Source organism: Faecalicatena contorta (assembly GCF_001404335.1).
GTDB classification, from domain to species: domain Bacteria; phylum Bacillota; class Clostridia; order Lachnospirales; family Lachnospiraceae; genus Faecalicatena; species Faecalicatena contortus_B.
This window is the reverse complement of record NZ_CYZU01000067.1, coordinates 1-20989: the sequence shown is the minus strand read 5'-3', so window position 1 is coordinate 20989 and position 20989 is coordinate 1. Positions and strand designations below refer to the sequence as shown.

17 protein-coding genes are annotated in these 20989 nt (G+C 41.1%); 4 read left to right on the top strand and 13 right to left on the bottom strand.

The window, feature by feature from the left end:
- Positions 1–60 precede the first annotated feature (60 nt).
- The 3 genes from ARB69_RS22505 to ARB69_RS22495 all read right to left on the bottom strand — a co-directional run bounded on the left by ARB69_RS22505 (position 61) and on the right by ARB69_RS22495 (position 3483).
- The gene (locus tag ARB69_RS22505) at positions 61–981 is read right to left on the bottom strand and encodes a CobW family GTP-binding protein (protein ID WP_055155065.1); all 921 of its coding nucleotides are present in this window, start codon (positions 979–981) and stop codon (positions 61–63) included.
- Positions 982–1046: 65 nt separating this feature from the next.
- Positions 1047–2411, bottom strand: coding sequence for a uroporphyrinogen decarboxylase family protein (locus tag ARB69_RS22500; protein WP_050639812.1), 1365 nt, complete (start codon positions 2409–2411; stop codon positions 1047–1049).
- Between the two features lie 49 nt (positions 2412–2460).
- Positions 2461–3483, bottom strand: a complete 1023-nt coding sequence (locus ARB69_RS22495) for a radical SAM protein (protein ID WP_242857652.1) — start codon at positions 3481–3483, stop codon at positions 2461–2463.
- Positions 3484–3787: 304 nt separating this feature from the next.
- Here ARB69_RS22495 and ARB69_RS22490 point away from each other — a divergent pair, with 304 nt between their 5' ends.
- From ARB69_RS22490 to ARB69_RS22475, 4 genes are all read left to right on the top strand, one after another.
- Complete coding sequence (locus ARB69_RS22490) at positions 3788–6433, top strand: pyruvate formate lyase family protein (protein ID WP_055155063.1); 2646 nt, start codon at positions 3788–3790, stop codon at positions 6431–6433.
- A 10-nt stretch (positions 6434–6443) separates the two neighbouring features.
- Positions 6444–6692 (top strand): hypothetical protein, encoded by a 249-nt coding sequence (locus ARB69_RS22485; protein ID WP_148487139.1) that lies wholly within the window; start codon positions 6444–6446, stop codon positions 6690–6692.
- A gap of 388 nt (positions 6693–7080) precedes the next feature.
- A complete protein-coding gene (locus ARB69_RS22480; protein ID WP_055155062.1) occupies positions 7081–8754 on the top strand; it encodes a PucR family transcriptional regulator in 1674 nt (557 codons plus the stop codon).
- A gap of 44 nt (positions 8755–8798) precedes the next feature.
- On the top strand, positions 8799–9758 hold the full coding sequence (locus ARB69_RS22475) for a glycyl-radical enzyme activating protein (protein ID WP_055155061.1): 960 nt from the start codon (positions 8799–8801) through the stop codon (positions 9756–9758).
- 153 nt (positions 9759–9911) lie between these two features.
- On the opposite strand, the gene ARB69_RS22470 is transcribed toward ARB69_RS22475, so the two are convergent.
- The 10 genes from ARB69_RS22470 to ARB69_RS22425 form a co-directional block, all read right to left on the bottom strand.
- Complete coding sequence (locus ARB69_RS22470; RefSeq protein WP_055155060.1) at positions 9912–10997, bottom strand: AraC family transcriptional regulator; 1086 nt, start codon at positions 10995–10997, stop codon at positions 9912–9914.
- Between the two features lie 21 nt (positions 10998–11018).
- Entirely contained in the window at positions 11019–12746 is a 1728-nt protein-coding gene (locus tag ARB69_RS22465; RefSeq protein ID WP_055155059.1) for a hypothetical protein, read from the bottom strand.
- Positions 12747–13217: a hypothetical protein gene (locus tag ARB69_RS26285; RefSeq protein ID WP_157355708.1), complete on the bottom strand. Its 471-nt coding sequence runs from the start codon at positions 13215–13217 to the stop codon at positions 12747–12749. It abuts the gene before it with no gap.
- A gap of 23 nt (positions 13218–13240) precedes the next feature.
- Positions 13241–13648 (bottom strand): hypothetical protein, encoded by a 408-nt coding sequence (locus ARB69_RS26280; RefSeq protein ID WP_055155057.1) that lies wholly within the window; start codon positions 13646–13648, stop codon positions 13241–13243.
- 148 nt (positions 13649–13796) lie between these two features.
- Positions 13797–15221 (bottom strand): MFS transporter, encoded by a 1425-nt coding sequence (locus ARB69_RS22450; protein ID WP_050639804.1) that lies wholly within the window; start codon positions 15219–15221, stop codon positions 13797–13799.
- A gap of 12 nt (positions 15222–15233) precedes the next feature.
- A complete protein-coding gene (locus tag ARB69_RS22445) occupies positions 15234–15677 on the bottom strand; it encodes a VOC family protein (protein ID WP_055155056.1) in 444 nt (147 codons plus the stop codon).
- Positions 15678–15907: 230 nt separating this feature from the next.
- Positions 15908–16945, bottom strand: coding sequence for a zinc-dependent alcohol dehydrogenase (locus ARB69_RS22440; protein WP_050639802.1), 1038 nt, complete (start codon positions 16943–16945; stop codon positions 15908–15910).
- Positions 16945–17460, bottom strand: coding sequence for a VOC family protein (locus ARB69_RS22435; protein ID WP_055155055.1), 516 nt, complete (start codon positions 17458–17460; stop codon positions 16945–16947). The genes ARB69_RS22440 and ARB69_RS22435 overlap by 1 nt, the downstream gene beginning before the upstream one ends.
- Positions 17461–17529: 69 nt before the next feature.
- Positions 17530–20169 (bottom strand): family 78 glycoside hydrolase catalytic domain, encoded by a 2640-nt coding sequence (locus ARB69_RS22430; RefSeq protein ID WP_050639800.1) that lies wholly within the window; start codon positions 20167–20169, stop codon positions 17530–17532.
- Positions 20170–20547: 378 nt separating this feature from the next.
- Positions 20548–20901 carry a MazG nucleotide pyrophosphohydrolase domain-containing protein gene (locus ARB69_RS22425; protein ID WP_050639799.1) on the bottom strand — a complete coding sequence of 118 codons (354 nt, stop codon included), beginning with the start codon at positions 20899–20901 and terminating at the stop codon, positions 20548–20550.
- Between the last annotated feature and the right edge of the window lie 88 nt (positions 20902–20989).

Genomic DNA, 20989 nt, shown 5'->3' with positions numbered 1-20989 from the left:
CTGCTGCTCTGTTTTTAGTAATTTTTTTGGAACTCTTTGTACAAATATCTCTTTTTTTGTTTACTTTTTCAGTTCTGCGGCAATCTCAGGATACCATTCCATGGCTTTCTTTAAAGATTTTTTGACGGGCAGGCCGTTTCCGGAGAGAATCACCAAATCATTGACGTGTTCCGGCTTCCCTTCAAACCTTTCCGCCTGATAGATACTGCCCACGCAGTTCACAAGATAAATCTCCCCCTGCACTTCAACAAATCCTTTGACGCGGTAAGTATCATCCAGAAACATTTCAATGAATTTCTGAAGTTTTTTCAGTTCCAGTCCCGGATTCAAACGGAGCAGGTATTTTTTCAGGGTAATATCCGCGCTCTGTGTCACAGGCTCTTCCGTCTGGTTATCCCAAGGAGCGGCAGAATTCAGCCAGCCGCTTTCGATCCGGCCGAATGTGGTCGTATGGACAGGGACCTCCGGGCGGTGTTTTCTGATAATGCCCTTTATTTCCCCAATCTGTTCTTTGGACGCCAGATCCGTTTTATTGATCAGCACAAGATCACTGACTGCCAGCTGCTTCTTTACCACGACTGCCGTCTCATAAACCTTCAGAAACTGTCTGGCATCAACCAGGCAGATGCTTCCCATGTATTCCACTTCTGAGAATTTACCTTCCTGATGCAGAATTTTTCTGACGTTCATAGGATTGGAGAGACCGGAAGCCTCCACAATGATCATGTCCGGTTCTTCCGAAAGGGCTTTTTCAAGCACTTCCTCGAATTTATCCAGCCTGCATGAACAGAATATGGAACCGTTGTTGATCTCATCCATCGCCGTTCCCAGTTCTCTCAAAAGCTCCCCGTCCACGCCTTCCTTTCCGAATTCATTGATAATCAAATGCAGCCGGTAGTCTGACAATTCGTTTATAAAATTTTTTAAAAAAGTAGTTTTACCGGCTCCTAAGAAGCCGGTAATTAAATACAGTTTACTCATTATTTCAAACCTCATTCTGCAGTTTACTGCGAACCGCCCGTTAGGGCCTGAATTACGGTGTGCCCTTAGGGCATAACAGCCTTGATTGCTGCCTCCAATTCTTCCTTTGCAGGTACAAGAGAACGGAATTTTAATTCGCCGTTGATATACATAGACGGAAGGTTCGGAACTCCCATTTTCTTGCAGCGTGCAATGTTCTCCTTGATCGTAAACTTATACTCGATCATATCAATTGCGTCACCGAATGTCTCCTTTGCTTCATTGGCAGCGCCCATCATATACGTACATGCCGCACATGTTGCGGAATCCAGTGTAAATACTTCCACCAGCGGTTTCTCCAGATGCTCGTAATCCGGCAGTTCCACATCAATGTCCTCGTCTGCAGCCACATAGTTTTTCAGGATTTCTCTTACAGAGTCCGGCTCGTGGATTGCCTGTACTACACCGATTGTGTTCTCAACTGGAACAGCATACGGCATATCACAGCCCGGAGCAAGGATAAAGTTTTTCTTGTTCGGCATATTGTCCAGAAGGTCGATCACGAACTTCATATTATCCTGCTGTGTACCGTGCAGCATAACCGTTGTCAGCGGGATATTTCCGCCAAGCGCCACGTTGTACTTATCCGTGATCGCCTTTGCTGCAAGCAGGTCTACGTTCTCATCGATAGAGATGGAATCCGGGCCTGTCTGGCACATTACCTCGATGTTCCTTGTCGCATCGCCGCATACAAAGAAGGAAGACAGTGCGCCCAGTTCTCTGATATGGTCAAACAGCTTCTTGAACGGCGCACTCATGAACATCTCAAAATGGTCGGAAGAAATCTGGGAAATCAGCGGGTCCACTACTGCGATCACATCCATACCTGCTTCTATATAATATTCGGCCATCTTCATAGCGATCGCATCACAGTATTCCAGGAATTCAATCACTGCATCCTCATCGTCGTACATATCCATGAAAATGTCATTGCCGCGCAGATGTGTTGCCAATGTAAAAGGTCCGCAGATCAGGCCGTATAATGCAGTTGTGTCGCCGACCGCTTCTTTCATACGCTTCATGACGTCCATGATCATCGGAATACGACCGGATTCTTTTGTCGGAATCGTGCAGTAGCAGGGTGTTTCCAGTTCCTCTTCTCCTTCCATCGGATGGCTGGCTACAGACGGCGGAGCGTCGTCTGCCCACACCAGATTACATCCCAGGCATTCCGCCTCAACCTGCAGGTCAAAGATAACTGGCTGTCCCGCCGGTTTATACAGCTTATTCACTTCCATCAGAGATTCAAACAGTTTGTCTCCGTCCTGGAGCACTTCCGTAGCTGTATAGCCCAGAAGGCTGCCCGCATGCACGCCTGCAAATGGTACCCATGCCACCTGGTCTGTCTCCTCATGGTGCAGTGTTTTGATAAGAATTTCTTTCTGATTCATTTTGTTTCCTCACTTTCTTTTTACTATAATTTTTAATAAATCTATTAAATTATTTATATGTATCATAGTCTGCCTGTGCAAGCATTGCCCTGACTTCCGGTATGGAACAGCCCCGGTTTGTCCCGGTCTCAACACTGCAGTCCCTTGGATTAATCCCGATCTCCGCATACAGCTGGTTTACGCCCGCGAGCAGGGCCATCTGCTTCGGCTCATGGACATTCATAGACTGTTTGGGCCTGGTCACCAGCCTTGCCGCAGCGACAATCTTGGTCAGTTCCAGATCTGTAATCTCTCCTTTATCAAAAAGGGGTGTGCCCGGCACGCCGACCCGTTTCATGCAAGCCATAACATTAACGCCGTATTCTCTGGCACGCAGCATTTCATCTGCAATCTGTTCGTATGTATGTTCCGGTCCGATCGGCTCTACACAGTAGATCAGCTCCAGTCCCGCCGCTTTAATGGCATCCAGAGTCGCAATTCTCTGCTCCTTTGGAAGATCCGTATCCTCTCCCTCGTTCATCCTGACAATATGGTAAACGCCTGTGTATCCCACTTCCTTGAGCCGCTTTGCCGTATCCAGTCCAAAGTCGCCAATATTGGCAATAAACATCATCTCCGGTGTCAGCAGTTTTTTCACTTCAACGGAAACTTCCAGAAATCTCTCAACCCCGTAATCCGCCGTGGTCATAAGAAACAGGGCATCCGCCTTCTGCTCCACTGCCCTGGAGGCTTCTGCAAGGATGTCTTCCAACGGCTTTTCAGTTTTTTCCTCTACTACAAAACTATCCCTGGCAAGGGAACAGAACTTGCAATTCCCGGTACATGGCGTACTGTTGAGCCCAATCTGTGCAAATACATATCCCTTTCTTCCATACTCTCTTCTGGAAAGTTCATTCGCCTTAGCCAATAATGCATAAAACTCCGAAGAGTGACTGTCTATACTTAGAAGTTTTACTGCATCCTCCTTTGTCAAATCCTGATTCTCATCCACTTTCCTGAAGATCGCTTCAAGACCGTCAACATTAATAGAAAAAGAAATCATCACTATGCCTCCCATCTGTTCTGAATTCATAGTAAGATTTCTTCTCTTTTATTTCTTGCAATTTCTATAGCTATATTGTGATTTTTTTAAGGTGTTTTAAATTCCTCTATATTCTATCAGACGTACTTATTGTATGAAGTTATCTATTGAGTGGACACACGATATAAATGAATTCTTTTAGTAACAAAAAAGTACGGGTAATTTTGTTGCTGACAGATATACAGTTTCGTGTTGATATATTGTATACTTTTACGTAGATAAGTTAATGTATGTTGTGCAATATTAACACAAACACACCATAAGCAAAAAGATTTATAAAGGAGGAAGAGTATTTATGGAAGCAACAACAAATGACCAGTACTTATGTTTCACCTGCGGCACACCCCCTGAGGAAGTAGAGGACCGTGAGGTAAAAAAGACCGCCTGTCCCCGTGCGAGAAAATTATTGCAGGAATTTTACGATGCGAAGATTTCTCTTGATACAACGTTCCCTTACTGGTACACAAGAACCTGGATAAAAGAAGAGGGACAGCATCCGCTGGTCCGCCGCGGACTTGCAATGAAGAGTGCATTCTCTCACCTTGAGGCAGCGATCCGCCCTGATGAAATATTAGTCATGAGCCGTAATAAGTATGTCCGCGGCGCCAGTATCACTCCGTGGACGGCAAACGAATTTCCTCTAAGCGATGAAGAGCGTGCAAAAAAAGACAGCAAGAAGGCTTCAAATAAGGCTCTTGAGGAAATTACGATTCTTGCAACCGGCGGCGGCGGCGTTTCTGAAAGCACTCCGGAGGTTCTCTCTATGGCACGCCGTTATGGTATGCGGGTTGAAGAACATGCGGCTTTGATTGAGATTTGCCGTTACTGGCAGAACAAGTCCGCCGAGGATACCTGCTGGAAGTGGGGTACCCTGCATCCCGAGTATGATACTCTTGTCAATTTCAAGAATGCTGTCCTTATGGCAGCCGATATGGAGTACGGCAACCGTCACGGGCGAAGTGTCACAAACTACCAGATCGTATTTGAAAAAGGCTTCCAGGGTATGATTGACCGTTGTAAAGAGCTGATCGCCGCTAATGTGGCCGATGGTACCGCGGTAGATAAAGTTGCTTATTGGCAGGCTACAATTTATGCAATCGAAGGCGTACAGACCTGGGTTCGCAAGTATTCCGCAGAAGCAACCCGCCTTGCTTCTATCGAAGAGGACGCAGAGCAGAAGGCTGTTTACGAAGCCATGGCAGCGCGCCTTGAATGGATTTCATCGAATCCTCCGCGTGATTTCATGGAAGCCCTTCAGCTCCACTGGACCTGCCAGCTTGAAGTTTATAATGAAATGCAGGGCTCTGGATTTTCTCCCGGACGCCTTGGCCAGGTTCTTTATCCCTACTGGAAAAAGGACATTGATGAAGGCAAAATCACCAGAGAGCAAACTCTTGAGGTTCTCGAATGTATGCGTGTTAAATACACAGAACTTGAGATTGCAACCTGTGCAGGTACCACTGGTATCCTTGCAGGCAACACCTTCAACAACATCTGTCTCGGCGGGGTTAAGCCCGATGGCTCCAGCGCCGAAAATGAACTGGAATACTTATTCATCCAGGCAGCAATTAACTGTCCTACTGTTTCTCCGACTCTGTCGATCATTTATGACGGCAGGCTGTCCAACACTTTCCTGCAAAAGGGGATTGAATGCAACAAGACCGGTTGCGGTATGCCTGCATGGGTAAGCAACCGCGTCGGCATTGAATACTGCATGAAGAACCATGCATGTGAAGGGATTACTCTGGAAGATGCAAGGGCATGGAGTATAGGCGGCTGCCTTGAGATTCAGCCCGGTGCTGTATATGACAACAAGATCGGCGCAGGTTCATACAGTTCTTCAGGCATCAATTTCATTAATGTTCCAAAGGTTCTTGAACTGGTACTTTTTGATGGTGTAGATCCCAGAACAAATGTCCGTGTATTTCCGGCAACCGGTAAAAAATACGAAACATTTGACGAACTTATGGACACTTTTAAGGCATATTTCAAAAAGGTGATCCAGATTTTTGAAGAAACCTATAATATGAAGGTATCCGCAACGTTTGAGCTTGATCAGCCGTTACTTTTCTCTGCACTGTCTGCTGACTGCATTGAAAAGGGCGCCGATATTGACCATGCAGGTTCTCGTTACAACCGCTGCTTTACAACATGGATTACGGGGCAGGTTAACACAGCAAACTCTCTTGCATCTATAAAGAAGAATGTGTTTGACGACCGTGCATTTACACTTGATGAGCTTAAGGATGTCTTACTAAATAACTTTGGATTTATCAGTGCGCTGGATACGGGCAACTTCTCCATGATGGAACAGACTAAGGATGTTTCTAATCCTGATTGGGAAAGAATACACGCTTTGTGTATGCGCGCACCTAAATTCGGAAATGATGACGCTTACGTTGACGATATCTATGTTCAGGTAGCGGACTGCTTCCTGAAATCCGTGGAAGAGATTACCGATGTATTCGGAAACAAGTGGTGTGCATCCATGCTGTCTGTAGGTACCCACGGACCGCTTGGCCAGGCTGATATCGCTTCTGCAGACGGCCGGCTCGCAGGCGTTACTTTGGCAGACGGCGGTCAGTCACCTTACCCCGGCACTGACCAGAATGGACCTTACGCTGTACTTAGTTCTGCTACTGTTATTGACCATACCAATTTCAAGAATACCCAGCTGAATATGAAGCTTCATCCTGCATCTATCAAAGGCAATATGGGTTCCGCGAAGATGCTCGATATGATTCGTTCCTTTATGGATAACGGGGGATTCCATATCCAGTTCAATGTTGTTGATTCCCGTATGCTGAAAGATGCGCAGGACAATCCGAACAACTATCGTGATCTGCTTGTCCGTGTGGCAGGGTTCACGCAGTATTGGTGCGAAGTTTCCAAGCCTATTCAGGATGAACTGATTGCCCGTACAGAATATGAAGAAGTTTAAGGAGGATAATATGATGTGTGATAAATGTAAGGATTGCGCCAATCTGTCTGCCCGTGATGTGTTTAACGGTGTATGCATAATCAGCAAGGAAACAGTTTCTATCGACGCACCTGTTTGTGAAAAATTTTTACGTGCTAATAAGTGCAAATATTGCAGCAAATATATCGTATCTGAGAAGGATCCCAATCTCGGCACCTGCGACGGCGATATGGTTTACCCGGATCTCGGCGGCTGCGAGGATTTTACTCCGGCAGAATAATTGTATACCCAAAGGGCACCCCGTAATACATGCCCTGCGGGCGGGTCTGCAGCAAAGCCGCAGAATAATTGTATAAGTTTCTAACTGTTCGGTACAGGACTGTGCATTCCCTGCACAGTCCGTACGGAAACATCAGATATGCAATAGCAGGCCTCCCTCGCCAAAGACGATTTTCATGGGGTGCATTTCCAAAGAGGAACAAAATCAAGTTCACAAAGGCATTTATTTTTTCTTACTTCCGTTTTCTTTAAATAATGATATAATATCTTATATATATCATGTATATCGGTACGTTGAAACAACAATAATCAACAGGCAGTTAATGAGACTGTTTTCTGGATGATTGGTTCGTTTTGAGTACCTAAATATATCAGAAAGAGGAAGTATTATGCCACCAAAAGTAACTGTAAAATTAGTTTTAGAAGAACCAGAGTTGCAGGGAGCCATTGTATTAGCCGGAGAGGCAGGCTTAGATCGCGAAGTGAAGGCGGTGACAGTGGCAGAAATTCTCGATATCGCCTTTTATTTAAAGGGCGGAGATTTTGTACATAGCGTGGCCTCCTTTATGGATGAACACAGTGAGAATCAATTATCCGTTGAGGCCTTGTGCGAATGGACGCAAAATTTAATAGATCACGGCGCCAGCTGCCTTGCTATTAAAACAAAGCGGTATTTAAAAGAAATTCCGGAACCTCTGCTGCAGTTAGGCAATGAAAATGATTTCCCCATCATCGAACTGCCGCCGGGAGATACGCAGAATGATGTAACGCAATGCGTTTTAAGAGTTGTTATGGAGGCGGAAGAACAAGGGAAGAATCGCAGTTTAACGGCTCTTTCTAATCTACATGATGCCGTGGTTAATGGGGCATCCATCGTCGATATATCACGAATATTTGCAGGGTATTTGAACAATCCGGTTTTAATCGAGGATCATGAGTGGCGTTATGTGACGTGTTGCGACAATCAATCCGCCGGAGCTGCCGAAGCCTTGCTTGCCCGCCGCCGGGAAGAAAATCTGCAAGTGATAGTAGATCATATTGTTGGCGAGTCATCCATCCGCACGCAAGTGGTCATGGATAATAGAACGATTTGGCAGGAAACATGGCCAATAATATTCAAAGAAAATGTCATTGGCTATTTCAGTATTTGTGAATATGAGGGGTCAATAACATCCGAAAACCGTCAGCTTGTCGAGCGGTGCCTTGATATTCTGGCTTTGACAATTTATCATCATCAAAGCTATATTGACAGTACTGCATGGCATACCGGAGAAGTTTTTTTACAGGCTCTTTTAGCGGAAAATTATCAAAAAGAAGTTGTCAGCTATTTTGCCCAAATGATGGGCTTCGATGAACAGAAGAATATGTCAGCAATCGTCATCAGTCCGATCAGCAAAGCGCAGAAAGATCAGTTTAATAGTAAAAATTGGTCTAAATACCACTATTTCACAGAGTATGCAGTTCACAGCATACAGAGTTTCATAGCGCAGAAAAATTTCAAGGTTATTCTGGGTGGTTATTACGGATTCCTTGTAGTATTTGTTGATACCGGATCTAAGGGCATTCGGGACATGAAAAGAATTGGTATGTCAATTTGGGAATCCTTAACTGGCGGAAGAATGAAAATGGACGTTGTAATGGGGATCGGATGCATAGGCAAGGGAATTCCCTCTTACCGTGAAAGCTGTTTGGAAGCTCTTGATGTTGTGCGTTGTATCCGCAGGTTTGGTCTGAAGGAAAATGTGATGTGTTACGATGAACTTGGGCATTATGCTCTGCTGAATTCTATCCTGCGTAAAGATGAGGCCGCACTGCGTTATAGCCAAACGGTGCTTGGCAAATTATATAATGACAAAGATGCGGATGAGTTGGTTAGTACACTTAGTACATACCTGGATAAAAATTGTAGTTATGTAGAAACAAGCCGTGCACTCTTTCTGCACGTTAACACAGTAAAATACCGCATTAAACAAATACAAGAACGGTTGTCAGTAGATCTTTCCACCCAGGACGGTCGATGCAGCATTTGGTTAGCCTTAAGCATTGATCGTTATCTAAAGTGATATTGATCTGCATGGTCTCCGTTCGGGAAGGAATCGTTTAGAAAATGAAACTCAATTCAAATAACGAGGCTGTCATTTTTGATATCCAGGGTTTCTCGGTACATGATGGTCCTGGCGGCCGGACATTAATATTTTTTAAGGGCTGTCCGTTAAAATGCTACTGGTGCTGTAATCCTGAGAGTCAGCAGCTGCAGCCTCAGCTCATGTATCGTGTTAGTAACTGCGTTGACTGCTACGGTTGTGTAGGCAGGAATATCTGCCCGCATCATGCGATTTCCCTGCCAAAACAAAAGGGGGATCATGTCTCATTTGACCGTAATAAATGTGACAGCTGCGAGACAATTGAATGTTCTGAAAATTGTTATCATGAAGCCCTAAAAACGGCCGGTAAAGTATACACGATTGAAGAGATTATGCACAGAATAGAAAGGGAAAGCCGTTTTTGGGGACCGGGAGGCGGTGTGACTTTAGGAGGCGGTGAGGTTGCCGTGCAGTATAAGTTTGCTGCTGAGCTTTTGCGCCGCTGCCATGAGCGTTATATCAATACCGCAACGGAATCCTGCAGCTTTGCACCGTGGCCCCATCTTGAGCAGATTTATGAAAATGTAGACTGGGCATTTACCGACATCAAACATATGGATACCGAAAAGCACAAGGATGCTACAGGGGTTGGCAACGAGTTGATTCTTGAAAATATAGCAAAAATTGCTGAGCTTGGCCACAAGGGGAAACTTCGCCATATCGTGCGAATTCCTATCATTGATGGTTATAATTCTGATGAAGATAATATTGTAAAAACGATTGCTTACATAAAAGAGATCGGAACGAAAGAGGTTAATATTTTACCATTCCATCGATTGGGAGCCTCTAAATATGAGCAGCTTGGCCGTATATATGACTGCCGCGATATGACTGGGTGCTCTGAAGATATTCTGCATCGTATTCAAGCACAGTTCCAGACGGCAGGATTAACCTGTTATGTCGGCAGTGATACACCCTTCTGAGCTGTACAGCAGTGCATTCATCCTTCCGTAATAAGTGCCTGATATCTGCATCAGAGTTGTGCCTGCTTTCGCGACGGCGTAGTGGTTCCTGCGTCTAGCGAAAGCAGTTACAGCTATGGCGTAGAAAGCAGGTGCTTATTGCTGATTGCTGATTTATGAGTGCAATGCTGTAGGAGTATTCTGCTCTATTTTTTCTAGATTTGTCCGATATGATTTTGGAGTGATTCCAAAAACCTCCTTGAATTTTCTTGTAAAATGACTTGAATCATAAAATCCAACTTCACATCCAATCTCTGTAATACTCATCGTACTTGTTTCTAAGAGATTCTTTGCATGAGATAATTTAACTTCGTTCAGCAATGTTGTAAATTTTTTCCCTGTGTATTTCTTAAGCATCTGTCCAAGATACGTTTCATTGTATCCAAAAAATTCCGCTGTTTTGTGTAGTGTAATGTGATTATAATTAACTGAAATGTATCCTACAACCGAAACGATATTATTCTCAGGTGAAGAGTTTATAGGATTTGAAACAATTGCCATCAATTCATAACGACGAATCAAATGAATGAATAGTTGTTTTACATATAGTATCTCAATTTCATTGAACAAGTAATCTTTATGAATGCTCTCACGATACATTGCCATCACCGTCTGATGCAGCCATGGATCATTTGCTGTCGGAAATATGATATAGGGTGTTACCCGCCGATTATACAATACATTTTCAAAAAAGTCTGAAAGCAATTGTTCTCCTTTTAGAATATTCAGGAAAGATGTGTTAAACATCTTTTTACTCATCATGATATTAATAATAACAGCTTCATCATCAACCGCAGAGATTGCATGCATGGCATTCGGAGCCAAAATGCACACATCTCCTTCTTTCATCTCAAATGATTGGTCTTCTACAAAATGCGTACAATTCCCACTATACACATAAATCAATTCAATATATTCATGATTATGCAGCAATGGAAAACTATATCTGCCATGAAGCGAGAGTTCAATATACTCACCATCTATATTCACATCTTTAATCGTATTTCCCATTGTATCGTTTAAAATCCCCTCATGATGTATCTCAATTTCAGAATAATACTCTTTGAACTTTCTTTTCTTTGAAATAATTTCCTTATACATACGATTTGTCATGGGTTTATTCAGATACATCTGACCACCATTTTCATACTCCGCTTTAAAAATTTTTTCCAAATTACTTAGTTCAAATAATTTATCCATTCCATCATCCTCATCAAATAACTATTTGTATTCTACAACTACTCTGCCAAACATTCCCGATGGTTCCATAATCTCTCGCTCCGGACCAAATGGACCCGGGAATTTTAGTGTATCTCTCGCAGGTGTATTTACAACTTCCACCTCAAGTTTATTGTTTCCTTCTATGCACCAATCTGATATATCCCATGCATATGGGGGCGTCATTTTCTTGCCTGCACTCTGTCCATTTATAAACACTTCAGCTGCCTCATATACAAATTCTGGCTTTACTATAACACAACTTGCTCTTGGAAGCACGATTTCTTTTTCATACTTCATAATTCCAGAAAACTCTGGTGCAATTTCAGACACAGGAATCAGTTCTCCCATCATCTCTGTTTCACCGAAGTTTGGATACTCTATTGCTTTTACTTTTGAGAATTTCCAATTTGCAGAAATGTCCATCTGATTATCAGTAAATTTTTCCCGCTCTTCTTCCAGATCAACTTTATCATATCCAAAGCAAACAATAAGACTCTCATATGGTGCCAATTCAACATTAATTGCGACTTTACCATTATTAGCATCCTGTGAAATCTTACAAAATACATCTCTCATCGCATCATAAGAAACAGCCTCTTCTTTTTCTGCAAATACTGCTTTTGTACTTATCTGTTCTGATAAAGAAGTGTTAAATAGTAAATAAATTTGTTTTCCATCTTTTTCATAATGGTATGTCAGAAGTGATTTACATTTCGGTTCAAATGTAACCCCTGCCGCACTAACCATTTTCACTTCGTCTGCAATATCTTCAAGCGCAGTCACCTTACATCCGGACATTTTCTGTAAATACATTTCCTGTATCTTAGAATTCACACCAGCCACTCTTTCAGGCATTGCATTGATAAAGAACACTGGAAGTCCGCTTTCTATCGCTTCTATCACAATTTTCGCCTGCACTTCATCAATCATCTTTGTCTCCGGTAGAATAAGTGCATACATTGTTCTTTCATTTACAATTAATTTTCTATCTCGAATCTTTGTTCCATAATAATCACGTTTCACAAAGATATCTTCTGAAAGAACTTCGTATTCTACCTGATTTTCCTGCAAAACTCTTCCTGGGACTTCCATCTGCATGCAATCGTTCATCCAGTCATTTTCTGCCGGATACAAAAGTGCAGCCTGCGGAACATTCTTTCCTCCATTTAAAAGATCACACATACGGTTTGTATATTTCATCAACTCTGCAAAGAATGGGAATTCAGGATTGTTTCCTCTTGCATAGAAATGTGGCGGACAATCCATATCTGGATAATCTGCCATTGAAAATGCGTGCGGCACAAAATGATTCACTCCCTGAGCTAACAAGAAATCCGCAACCCATTTCATGCTCTTTACCCCAAAATTCCATCCATACGCACCAAAAGCTTCACACATGAGACGCCCCTTTTTCTTGGGATCTGTTTGTGCATCAGACGCTCCGAGTTTTGCTAATCCAAAATGATGAAAGATTCCATTTCCAATATAAGCTATACCATGGCGTGAAGCATATGAATTTCCAGGAATAATCTGTCCGCCGATTGTATCAATACCAGCCATATGCTGACCTGACATTGCCCGAAAATAATGTCCTGCGCCACATCCTAATCTGTTATGTTCGCCGTTATCTTCAATAACATGTCCAATATATTCAACGCCATGATCTTCACACCATTTTCCAAGCTGCTGTGAAAAATTCTTTGCATACATCTTACTTACAAGATCCATTTAAATTTTTCTTGCATAAGCAGATTTATTTTCATTCTCTGCATTCATCCATAAATAAACAAGTGATGTTTTCCAATCTTTATACTCAGAGCAATCCATAACTTCCTGCATCTCATCTGACCAGGGAAGTGCCATTTTTTTTCTTCCAATCGAATCATCCATGTCAAATCCTTCTACATTATAAAAACCTGGTTCATCCGAGAAAAATCCCGCAATTGTCTTACCGAATTCATCTTTGTAATGTTCAAAATGGGGCTCATAAACTGCTTCAATCAATGTATGTACCGATTTTTCATCTACATAGTTAATGTATTCATTACGCGCACCAAAATCATAAGTGGTAAATGAAATGCAGATACGCCATACACCTGGCGGAACATCCCATTTCAATGTGCCTTTTTCCACATAAGAAGTCAAATCAATCACTTCATTTTCAAGTGTATCACCTTCTATAATTTTCACTGCAGCCACACTAAGCAGTTCCTGTTTGTCAATCAAAGGCTTTTCAATTTTTTTCCGAAATCTAACCAGGTAAACCGCTTTGTCATCATCAGCTTTACATCTAATGCAGCATTCTTTACCGGTCCCACACAGTCTGTGTGCTGCATCATAATATATTTACGTGCAAGTTCCGGATATTTTTCCGGAATCATTCCATTGGCCTGTCCTGTCGGGAAATGTGCATCGTCTAAAATCCATATTTTCATACTATATTTCTTAGCTTCTTCCATCACAATATCAAAATCTTTCCACCATCCATCTCCAATAAAATCTGGATGCGGTCTTGATTCTAAGCAAATTGCACGAATTCCGCACTCATATATTTTTTTAATCTCTGTTCGAAGCACGTCCTCATTCTGATTACGCATCCACAAAAATGGGAAGATGTAATTGTTCTTCATTTTAAATCTCCTTTTTCTCATAAAGCGGACCCCTGTAAAAAAGGTCCGCTTCGCATTTTACTATACCTTATTTCGCAGTTTACTGCGAATCCGCCCGCAGGGCATGTGTTACGGTGTGCCCTTGGGTATACTCTTTTTAGGATTTTGCTTATTTATTTTTCCATCCTTTTGCAAATGAAAGGTCTGAAGTTGCCGCTGTCTTACCATGATCCAAATCTTCACGAATTGCAGATACACGATCTTCTGTCAGTTTGTAGAAGAACAATGGAATCAATGAAATAATTCCACAGATTGCCGGAATCATATTAACTACAAAATTAATACCGCTAATCGTACTTGCAGTCTGTTCTGCATTTGCTACATATCCGACTGCTGCAAGCATCTGGACTCCAAGAACGCCGCAAACAGCAGTAGACGCTTTTACTGCAAGCGAAAGGAATGACGTTGCAAGACCTTCTTGACGAGTTCCAACTTTCCATGCTCCATATTCAATACTGTCAGATACAAAACCATAGCTTAATGCTCCGGATGAATTACATAATCCGCTGAAGAAACTGAACACTAATAATACCGGAATGTTATTGCCTGCAAAGAAGTAAATGCCGACGAATGAACCAACCATAATAAAGGTAAGAACATACATATAGTTTCTTTTACCAATTTTTTTGGTCATAAATGGAATTAATGCGGTACCTACAAGCTGTGCAATCGTCATTACAGTAAATACAAGTGATACTGCAGTATATGATCCAACTACATAGATTACATAGTAAGCCATCAAACTCATACGAGCAGTTACACAAATTGCTCCAAGGAATGTCATAATTACAATACTAAGAAGCTGATCATTTTTGCACAGTTCTTTTAAGTTACCAATAAAGCCTCTCTTAGGCTGGGCTCCCTCTGCCGCTTCCGAATGAAGTACTTTTGTATATTTTTCTTTACAGATGAATGCTTCAATAAGGAAACAAGGAATCATTACAATAGATAATACAATCGCTGCTCCGAGGTACCCTTTTGCATTTGCTGAATCACTTTTTCCGAAGAAAAGAATCATTGGCATTACAACTGCGGAAAGAACGATACTGATAATAGAGGAGCCAATTCCACGAGCTGTAGAAAGATTCATACGTACCTGTGAGTCAATCGCGATTACGTTTACAAGTGCTGCATGTGCTGTAACAATTACTGTGTAAACCATACCGGTTCCGATATAAGTTACCAGACAAAGAACGATCTTCAAAGTACCTGTCACAGGGAATACTGTAAATGTTAAAATGTTAAAGATCGCTAAAAATGGCGGTGCAAACATTAAGTAAGGTCTGAATCTTCCCCATCTTGTATTTGTCTTATCTGCAATATTACCCATGATTGGGTCATTCACTGCATCCCACACTCTGGCTATTAACATGATCAGAGAAATTGCTGATGCTGAAAGACCTACTGCATCTGTGTAGAAAATTGTCAAATATGTATTAATCATATACCAACTGATCTGGTTGGCAACTTCACCCATTCCATATCCAAAGGCCAGCTTTGGACTGGTTTTTTCATTTTTTGCTATACTGCTCATCTCTTCCTCCTCTTATTCTTTTGAAATTTCAAGTAGCAAACCTGTCTCCTTCAACATATCTGCATACCCTACAATTGGTTTCCCGTCTTGCCATTTCATCTCTAAGTATGGATCTCTTCCTGAAATTCTTTTTGCCATAGCCATCACATCATCATAGTTCTCTTTTGTTTCTAACTTTACATGATGCAGACTTGGTCCATGTTCCTTCAGCCAATCATGATACACACTCGGTCCGTTTGGAGCGATTAATTCCAATTCATATCCATTCCCTTTATAAATTGCACTGGCAAAATCAACTCCCACTGTTCCATTCACAATCTTATCTGCGAAGAAATCAGCATGATCACTGACTTCCCATGGTGTAATCCCAAATTCTTCTTCATAGATTGCCACAGCCTTATGTACATCTTCCACCACAATGCCAAGATGAATCACTTTTCCGAACTTTGCCTCCACCCAATGTTCCCTCCTTCTAGACCTTATTCCGCAGCTTAGCTGCAGATCCGCCCGCAGGGCATGTGTTACGGGGTGCCCTTTGGGTATATAAGTTTTTCATTGCATAAGAAAAGTATATAGAAGAAGCATCTGAAATAATTGGATATTTCCTGATTCCTAATTGTACAAAAATAAGTTTATTCTTTGTATAATATCAAGTGCCTGCATTGTTTTCATAAAAAAATTGTATATTATTCGTAATCAATAACGACCTTGACAGCTCCTGATTTTGGATTTGCTGCAAACTCAAATGCTTCCACCGCTTCATCTATTGAAAAATGATGTGTTACGATTTCAGGTGTACATGTACGCTTTCCGTTGATATTCTGGAACGCTTCAATAACATCCGATTCTTCATATCCGCAAGATCCTTGAATGGTCATCTGCCCTGACATCATATCCGCAATATTGAAATCAATGGATTTTTTGTAAACAGCCACAATGGATAACCTTGCATGTTCTTTCGCAGCTTCAATAACCTGTCCCACTATTGGAGTTGCTCCGGCACAATCGATAAAGGCATCCACATCTGCTTTTTTCATTCCAAATGGATTAGACACATATCCAAAATGTCCTTCCAGAAACCCTTTTAGATCACCATTTTTCGGTGAAAAAGGAGTCCCTCCCATCTTCTTTGCCAAATCCAAACGCTGCTCATTCATCTCTACTACAACCGGTTCTTTACAGCCGACAGCAAGCACTGCATTCAGTGTGCAAAGACCAATTGTCCCAGCCCCAAAAATCACAACCTTTTCGTGCGGTTTTACATTAATACAATTCTTACCATGCGTACCAACAGCTAACGGCTCAATGACTACCGCTTCATCAAATGTTACGTCATCAGATAATTGAAGAAGATTTTTGCCATAAGCTGCATCTTCAACAAGAACATACTCCGAAAATGCCCCCGCAACATCACACCCCATCATTCCATTACGTTTGCAGACAGTTGGATTGATAAATACACGATCACCAACATTTACATCTTTTACATCTGCTCCAACAGTTTCCACTACTCCTGCCATCTCATGCCCAAACTGTCCATCATGTCCAAACTGCCCTTTCATTGGAATTCCAACTTTCATTCCATCTAAAAGATATGCTGTAAGGTCTGAGCCACAGATGCCGGCACGTTTCACTTTAACGATTACATCCGTACTCGCAGCTGCTGGTTTTTCAATTTCTTCTAATTTAATATTCTTTGGTCCATAATATATTAATGCTTTCATTATTCTGTAACTTCTCCTTTCATATCGTATGGAAGCGCTGGCTTTCCTGGTTGGAGTGTACTGTAGCATTCAACGATTAATCCCAGCTCATCTCTCAAATCGAGATATGAGAAATCCATAAGTCCATGAATTCCCTGACCTCTTACCCAAGGTTCCTTTCCTGTTTCTTTTTTCGTATCTTCCAATAATGTCTCGTATTCTTTTTCTGTATCAAAAGCAACATGATGGATTCCTGGTCCATGCTCATCCAACCATCTTTTGTATACTGTATCTGCTATAGGTTCAATTAATTCAAATTCCAATCCATAACATGTCATCATTGCTGTTTTCATAACCGGCCCTTTTTCTGAAATTGCTTCCCCATTAAATGTTAAATCTTCAAATGGCGGCTGATCATTTCTCATAACCGTGATATCCCATGGTCCCATTCCCATAGCCTCATACTTTTTCACTGCCTCGTCTATATCTCTTACTATAATTCCAATCTGCATCAAACGTTTAAATTCCGGTTTCATATTTATCCTCACTTTCTTTGGCTCAAATTCGCTAACCCTTTGCCTGCTTTGACAAGCTATGCTTCCATGCTATGATTCTGTATCTATATGATAGGCGCCGCATCCATAAATACCTTTATGCCGCCCAATCTCTACTTCTGCAGTTGTATTTGGCGGAATTACCACATCAAGAGTATATCCGCCTTCCTTCTTCTTCCAATGCACCTCTACTTTCCCCCAGATACTTTCAAAATATCCTTTTGCATAGGATAAACCACACGTGACATCCGGCTTTATTTTCATTCTTTTAAATCCCGGATTCTCTGCCTGAATACCAAGAATAGTACGGTATAAATATTCCCCCACACAACCAAATGCAAAATGATTCATGGAACAATCCCCTGGTGTTCCATCCTCAGCATATCCATTCCAATACTCCCACATAGTCGTTGCACCCATTTTTACTTCATAAAGCCAGGATGGGCATTGATCCCTCATAAGCAGCAGATTAGCGATATCACTTCTCCCCATTTTCTGCAATACCGGGAGTAAATAAGCCACGGACAAGAATCCTGTATCAAGCAAATCATTATTATTATGAATTAACTGAATCAAATGTTCCAATGCTTTTCCACGCAGCTTTTCCGGAAGTGCATCTGTCCAAAGTGCAAGTACATAAACCCCCTGATAATCCTTCGTAATCAATCCATCTTCATTTACATATTCAACGTTAAATGCATACTTAACATTTTCATTTAACTCCTGATAATGTTTCGCCTCTTCCTCTTTTCCAAGCACGGAACAGATTTCACTCATCAGCTGCGTTGTCAATGCAAACATAAGCGTTGCCATTACATATCCTGTCTGCTGTACTACTTCGAAAATTGATCGTCCAGACATTTGAATTGAAGGCATTAACCAATCTCCATACTGAAATCCTGTATTCCATAAGTATTTCTGTACAGCCTGCCTTTGCGGTGTTAATTCCTCAAAATTGTCAGGAATTTCTGCAACGCAGTTTTCTGTGGATTTCATATACCGGCTCATTAACTCATAGTTTTCTTCCAAAATCCGAATATCTCCATATGCCTGATAGAGTCTCCACGGAACAATCACTGCCGCATCTGACCATCCGGCAGCAGACACGCCTTTGATACCTGCCGGTTTCATAATATCATGTGATGGCATACAAGGAACAATATGGGGGACCTGTCCATCCTCAAGCTGTTCATTTTGTACATCTCTCATCCAGTGCCTTAAGAATTGCTCTACATCTGCTTCGTAACAAGCAGTTGGTGCATACACCTGCATATCACCTGTCCAACCCACTCTTTCTCTCTGCGGACAATCCGTTGGAATACTAATCATGTTTCCCTGCTGAGAACGATAAATATTTTCCTGTAAGGTATTTAGACGTTCATCTGAACATGTAAAATCAGCTGTTTTTCTCATTGGCGTTTCAATCACATGAATCTGATAATGTTTCGGATGCCTGTCATCGGTACCATTTACTCTCACGTAACGGAATCCATGGTATGTAAATTGTGGTTTCCATTTTGCAATCCCATTTCTATCCGCCTTATAATAATCTGCCTGATCTTTGTTCTGACCTATAATGTTCTGAAGGTAATTCCCGTCTTTATCAACTGTTTCCGAGTGCTCAAAAGAAATAATCTGTCCCTTTTGAAGTTGTAATTCAAAAGATATGTATCCAACGATATTCTCACCCGCATCTAATAATATTTCATTTTTTTCTGTTCTTATTACTTTTGGCTCAATCGTCCTGGTTTCTTTAATATCTGGAATTGACTGCAGTTCAAGCTCTTGATAGCCATATTTTCTAATATTAACCGGATACCATTCTGAATCATCAAAGCCGCTGTGTTTCCAGCCAATCAGTTCCATACCTGCATCATAATATTCCCCAATATAAAGATCTGCATAACGTAATGCACCATAACTCCATTTCATTGATTCATCTGAATAATATACCAATTTATTTTTTTCTTTGTCTTTGCAAATCAATTGCCAAAGAACTGCATTTTCCTCTCCGAATTGTCTGCCAATTCCAACTGCGCCGATTTTCCCGGTGTACCATCCGTCTGCAAGTGCAATCGCAATGACATTTTCTCCTGTTTTTAATACTTTCGTTACATCATAGCATTGATAATCTATATGCTTGTTATAAGATGTATTCCCAGGAGCAAACAGATTCGAAACTCTTACACCATTGACCCAAATGTGATAAATACCACGTGCAGTCGCATATATAACTCCATACTCTGGTATTTTATCTAAGTTGAAACACTTTCTCATGTAAACAACCGGATCCAAACGTTCCAGTGCATCCCCTACTCTTTCTCCCCGGCCTACTGGTTCTACTGGTTCTGTGCTGTCCATCATTGGTTTTCTGGTTCGATTTGGTTCTATCCATTCAGCCTCCCAGCCATCAATTCCAGAATAAAAGGTCTTACCTTCTATCCTGTCTGCGCTTCCGTCTGTACCCCAGCATTCTACGCTCCAATTGTATTTTTCTTCTTTTTCTAATTGTACGGTACAGGGAACATTGTGCCGATTTTCACTTTCCACTTTTCCGCTGTTCCATACAATCTCTCTCATACGGTTTTGTATCTGAACACAATATGCCGCTTGATCTGTATCTCCACTTATTTTCCATGAAAACTCGTTATTTTCGCTGTATGAGTGATGACAATCAATAATCTTAATCATGCATTTTCTCCTTTACATTCTTAATTTATGATTTCATTATAAAGAAAGATACATCTGTAAAATTGTATATATGTCCGTTTTTACTTGCATATATCTAAGTTTTTTATATGTTTTTCTCATTCTGTGAATATACAGTGTCTGCTATGAAATTTTACTTAATCTTTTTCGATTACTTTACTCTAACCATCCTTTATTAGAAGGATTTTGTCGTCCATCCCATCAGAGCCGTCCGAAAACTATATTTTATTACATAAAATTAGCTCCTTTTCTTTCCATGTGCCATTCTGAACTGAATAAAACACACATTGAAGAAAAGGAGCTTATGCTACTGTCATCTATTAATATTATCGTTCTGCAAATCGGAAATGAGCATTTCATTTATTTTTTCCATACCCTTTCTATGTTTTCTTTTTCTTTATCAATAAACGAATTATATAAATTGATATTTAATACATTACATAAAGACATTAGTACTATAAATACATCCGCCACTTCACTTTCAATAGAACTATAATTTTCTATTTTATCATAATCAATAGAAATCCTAGTTTCTGCTTTACGTATTGCTTTTGCCAATTCTCCTATTTCTTCCGTCAACAAAAGCATCTTATCTTGAGCACTTTGAATATTAAAACCTCGTATTTCTAAAATGTTTTCTGTATACTTTTGAATATCATTTAGACTTTGTGACTTGCAAATTTCGTCAAATAGTTTCTTTTGCTTATTATTCACTTTATCTCCTGTAAATGGTAAAATAAAAATGTACATTTAATGGAAAATAAAAATGTACAATCCAAGTCATCATGCTATCGTATTCATG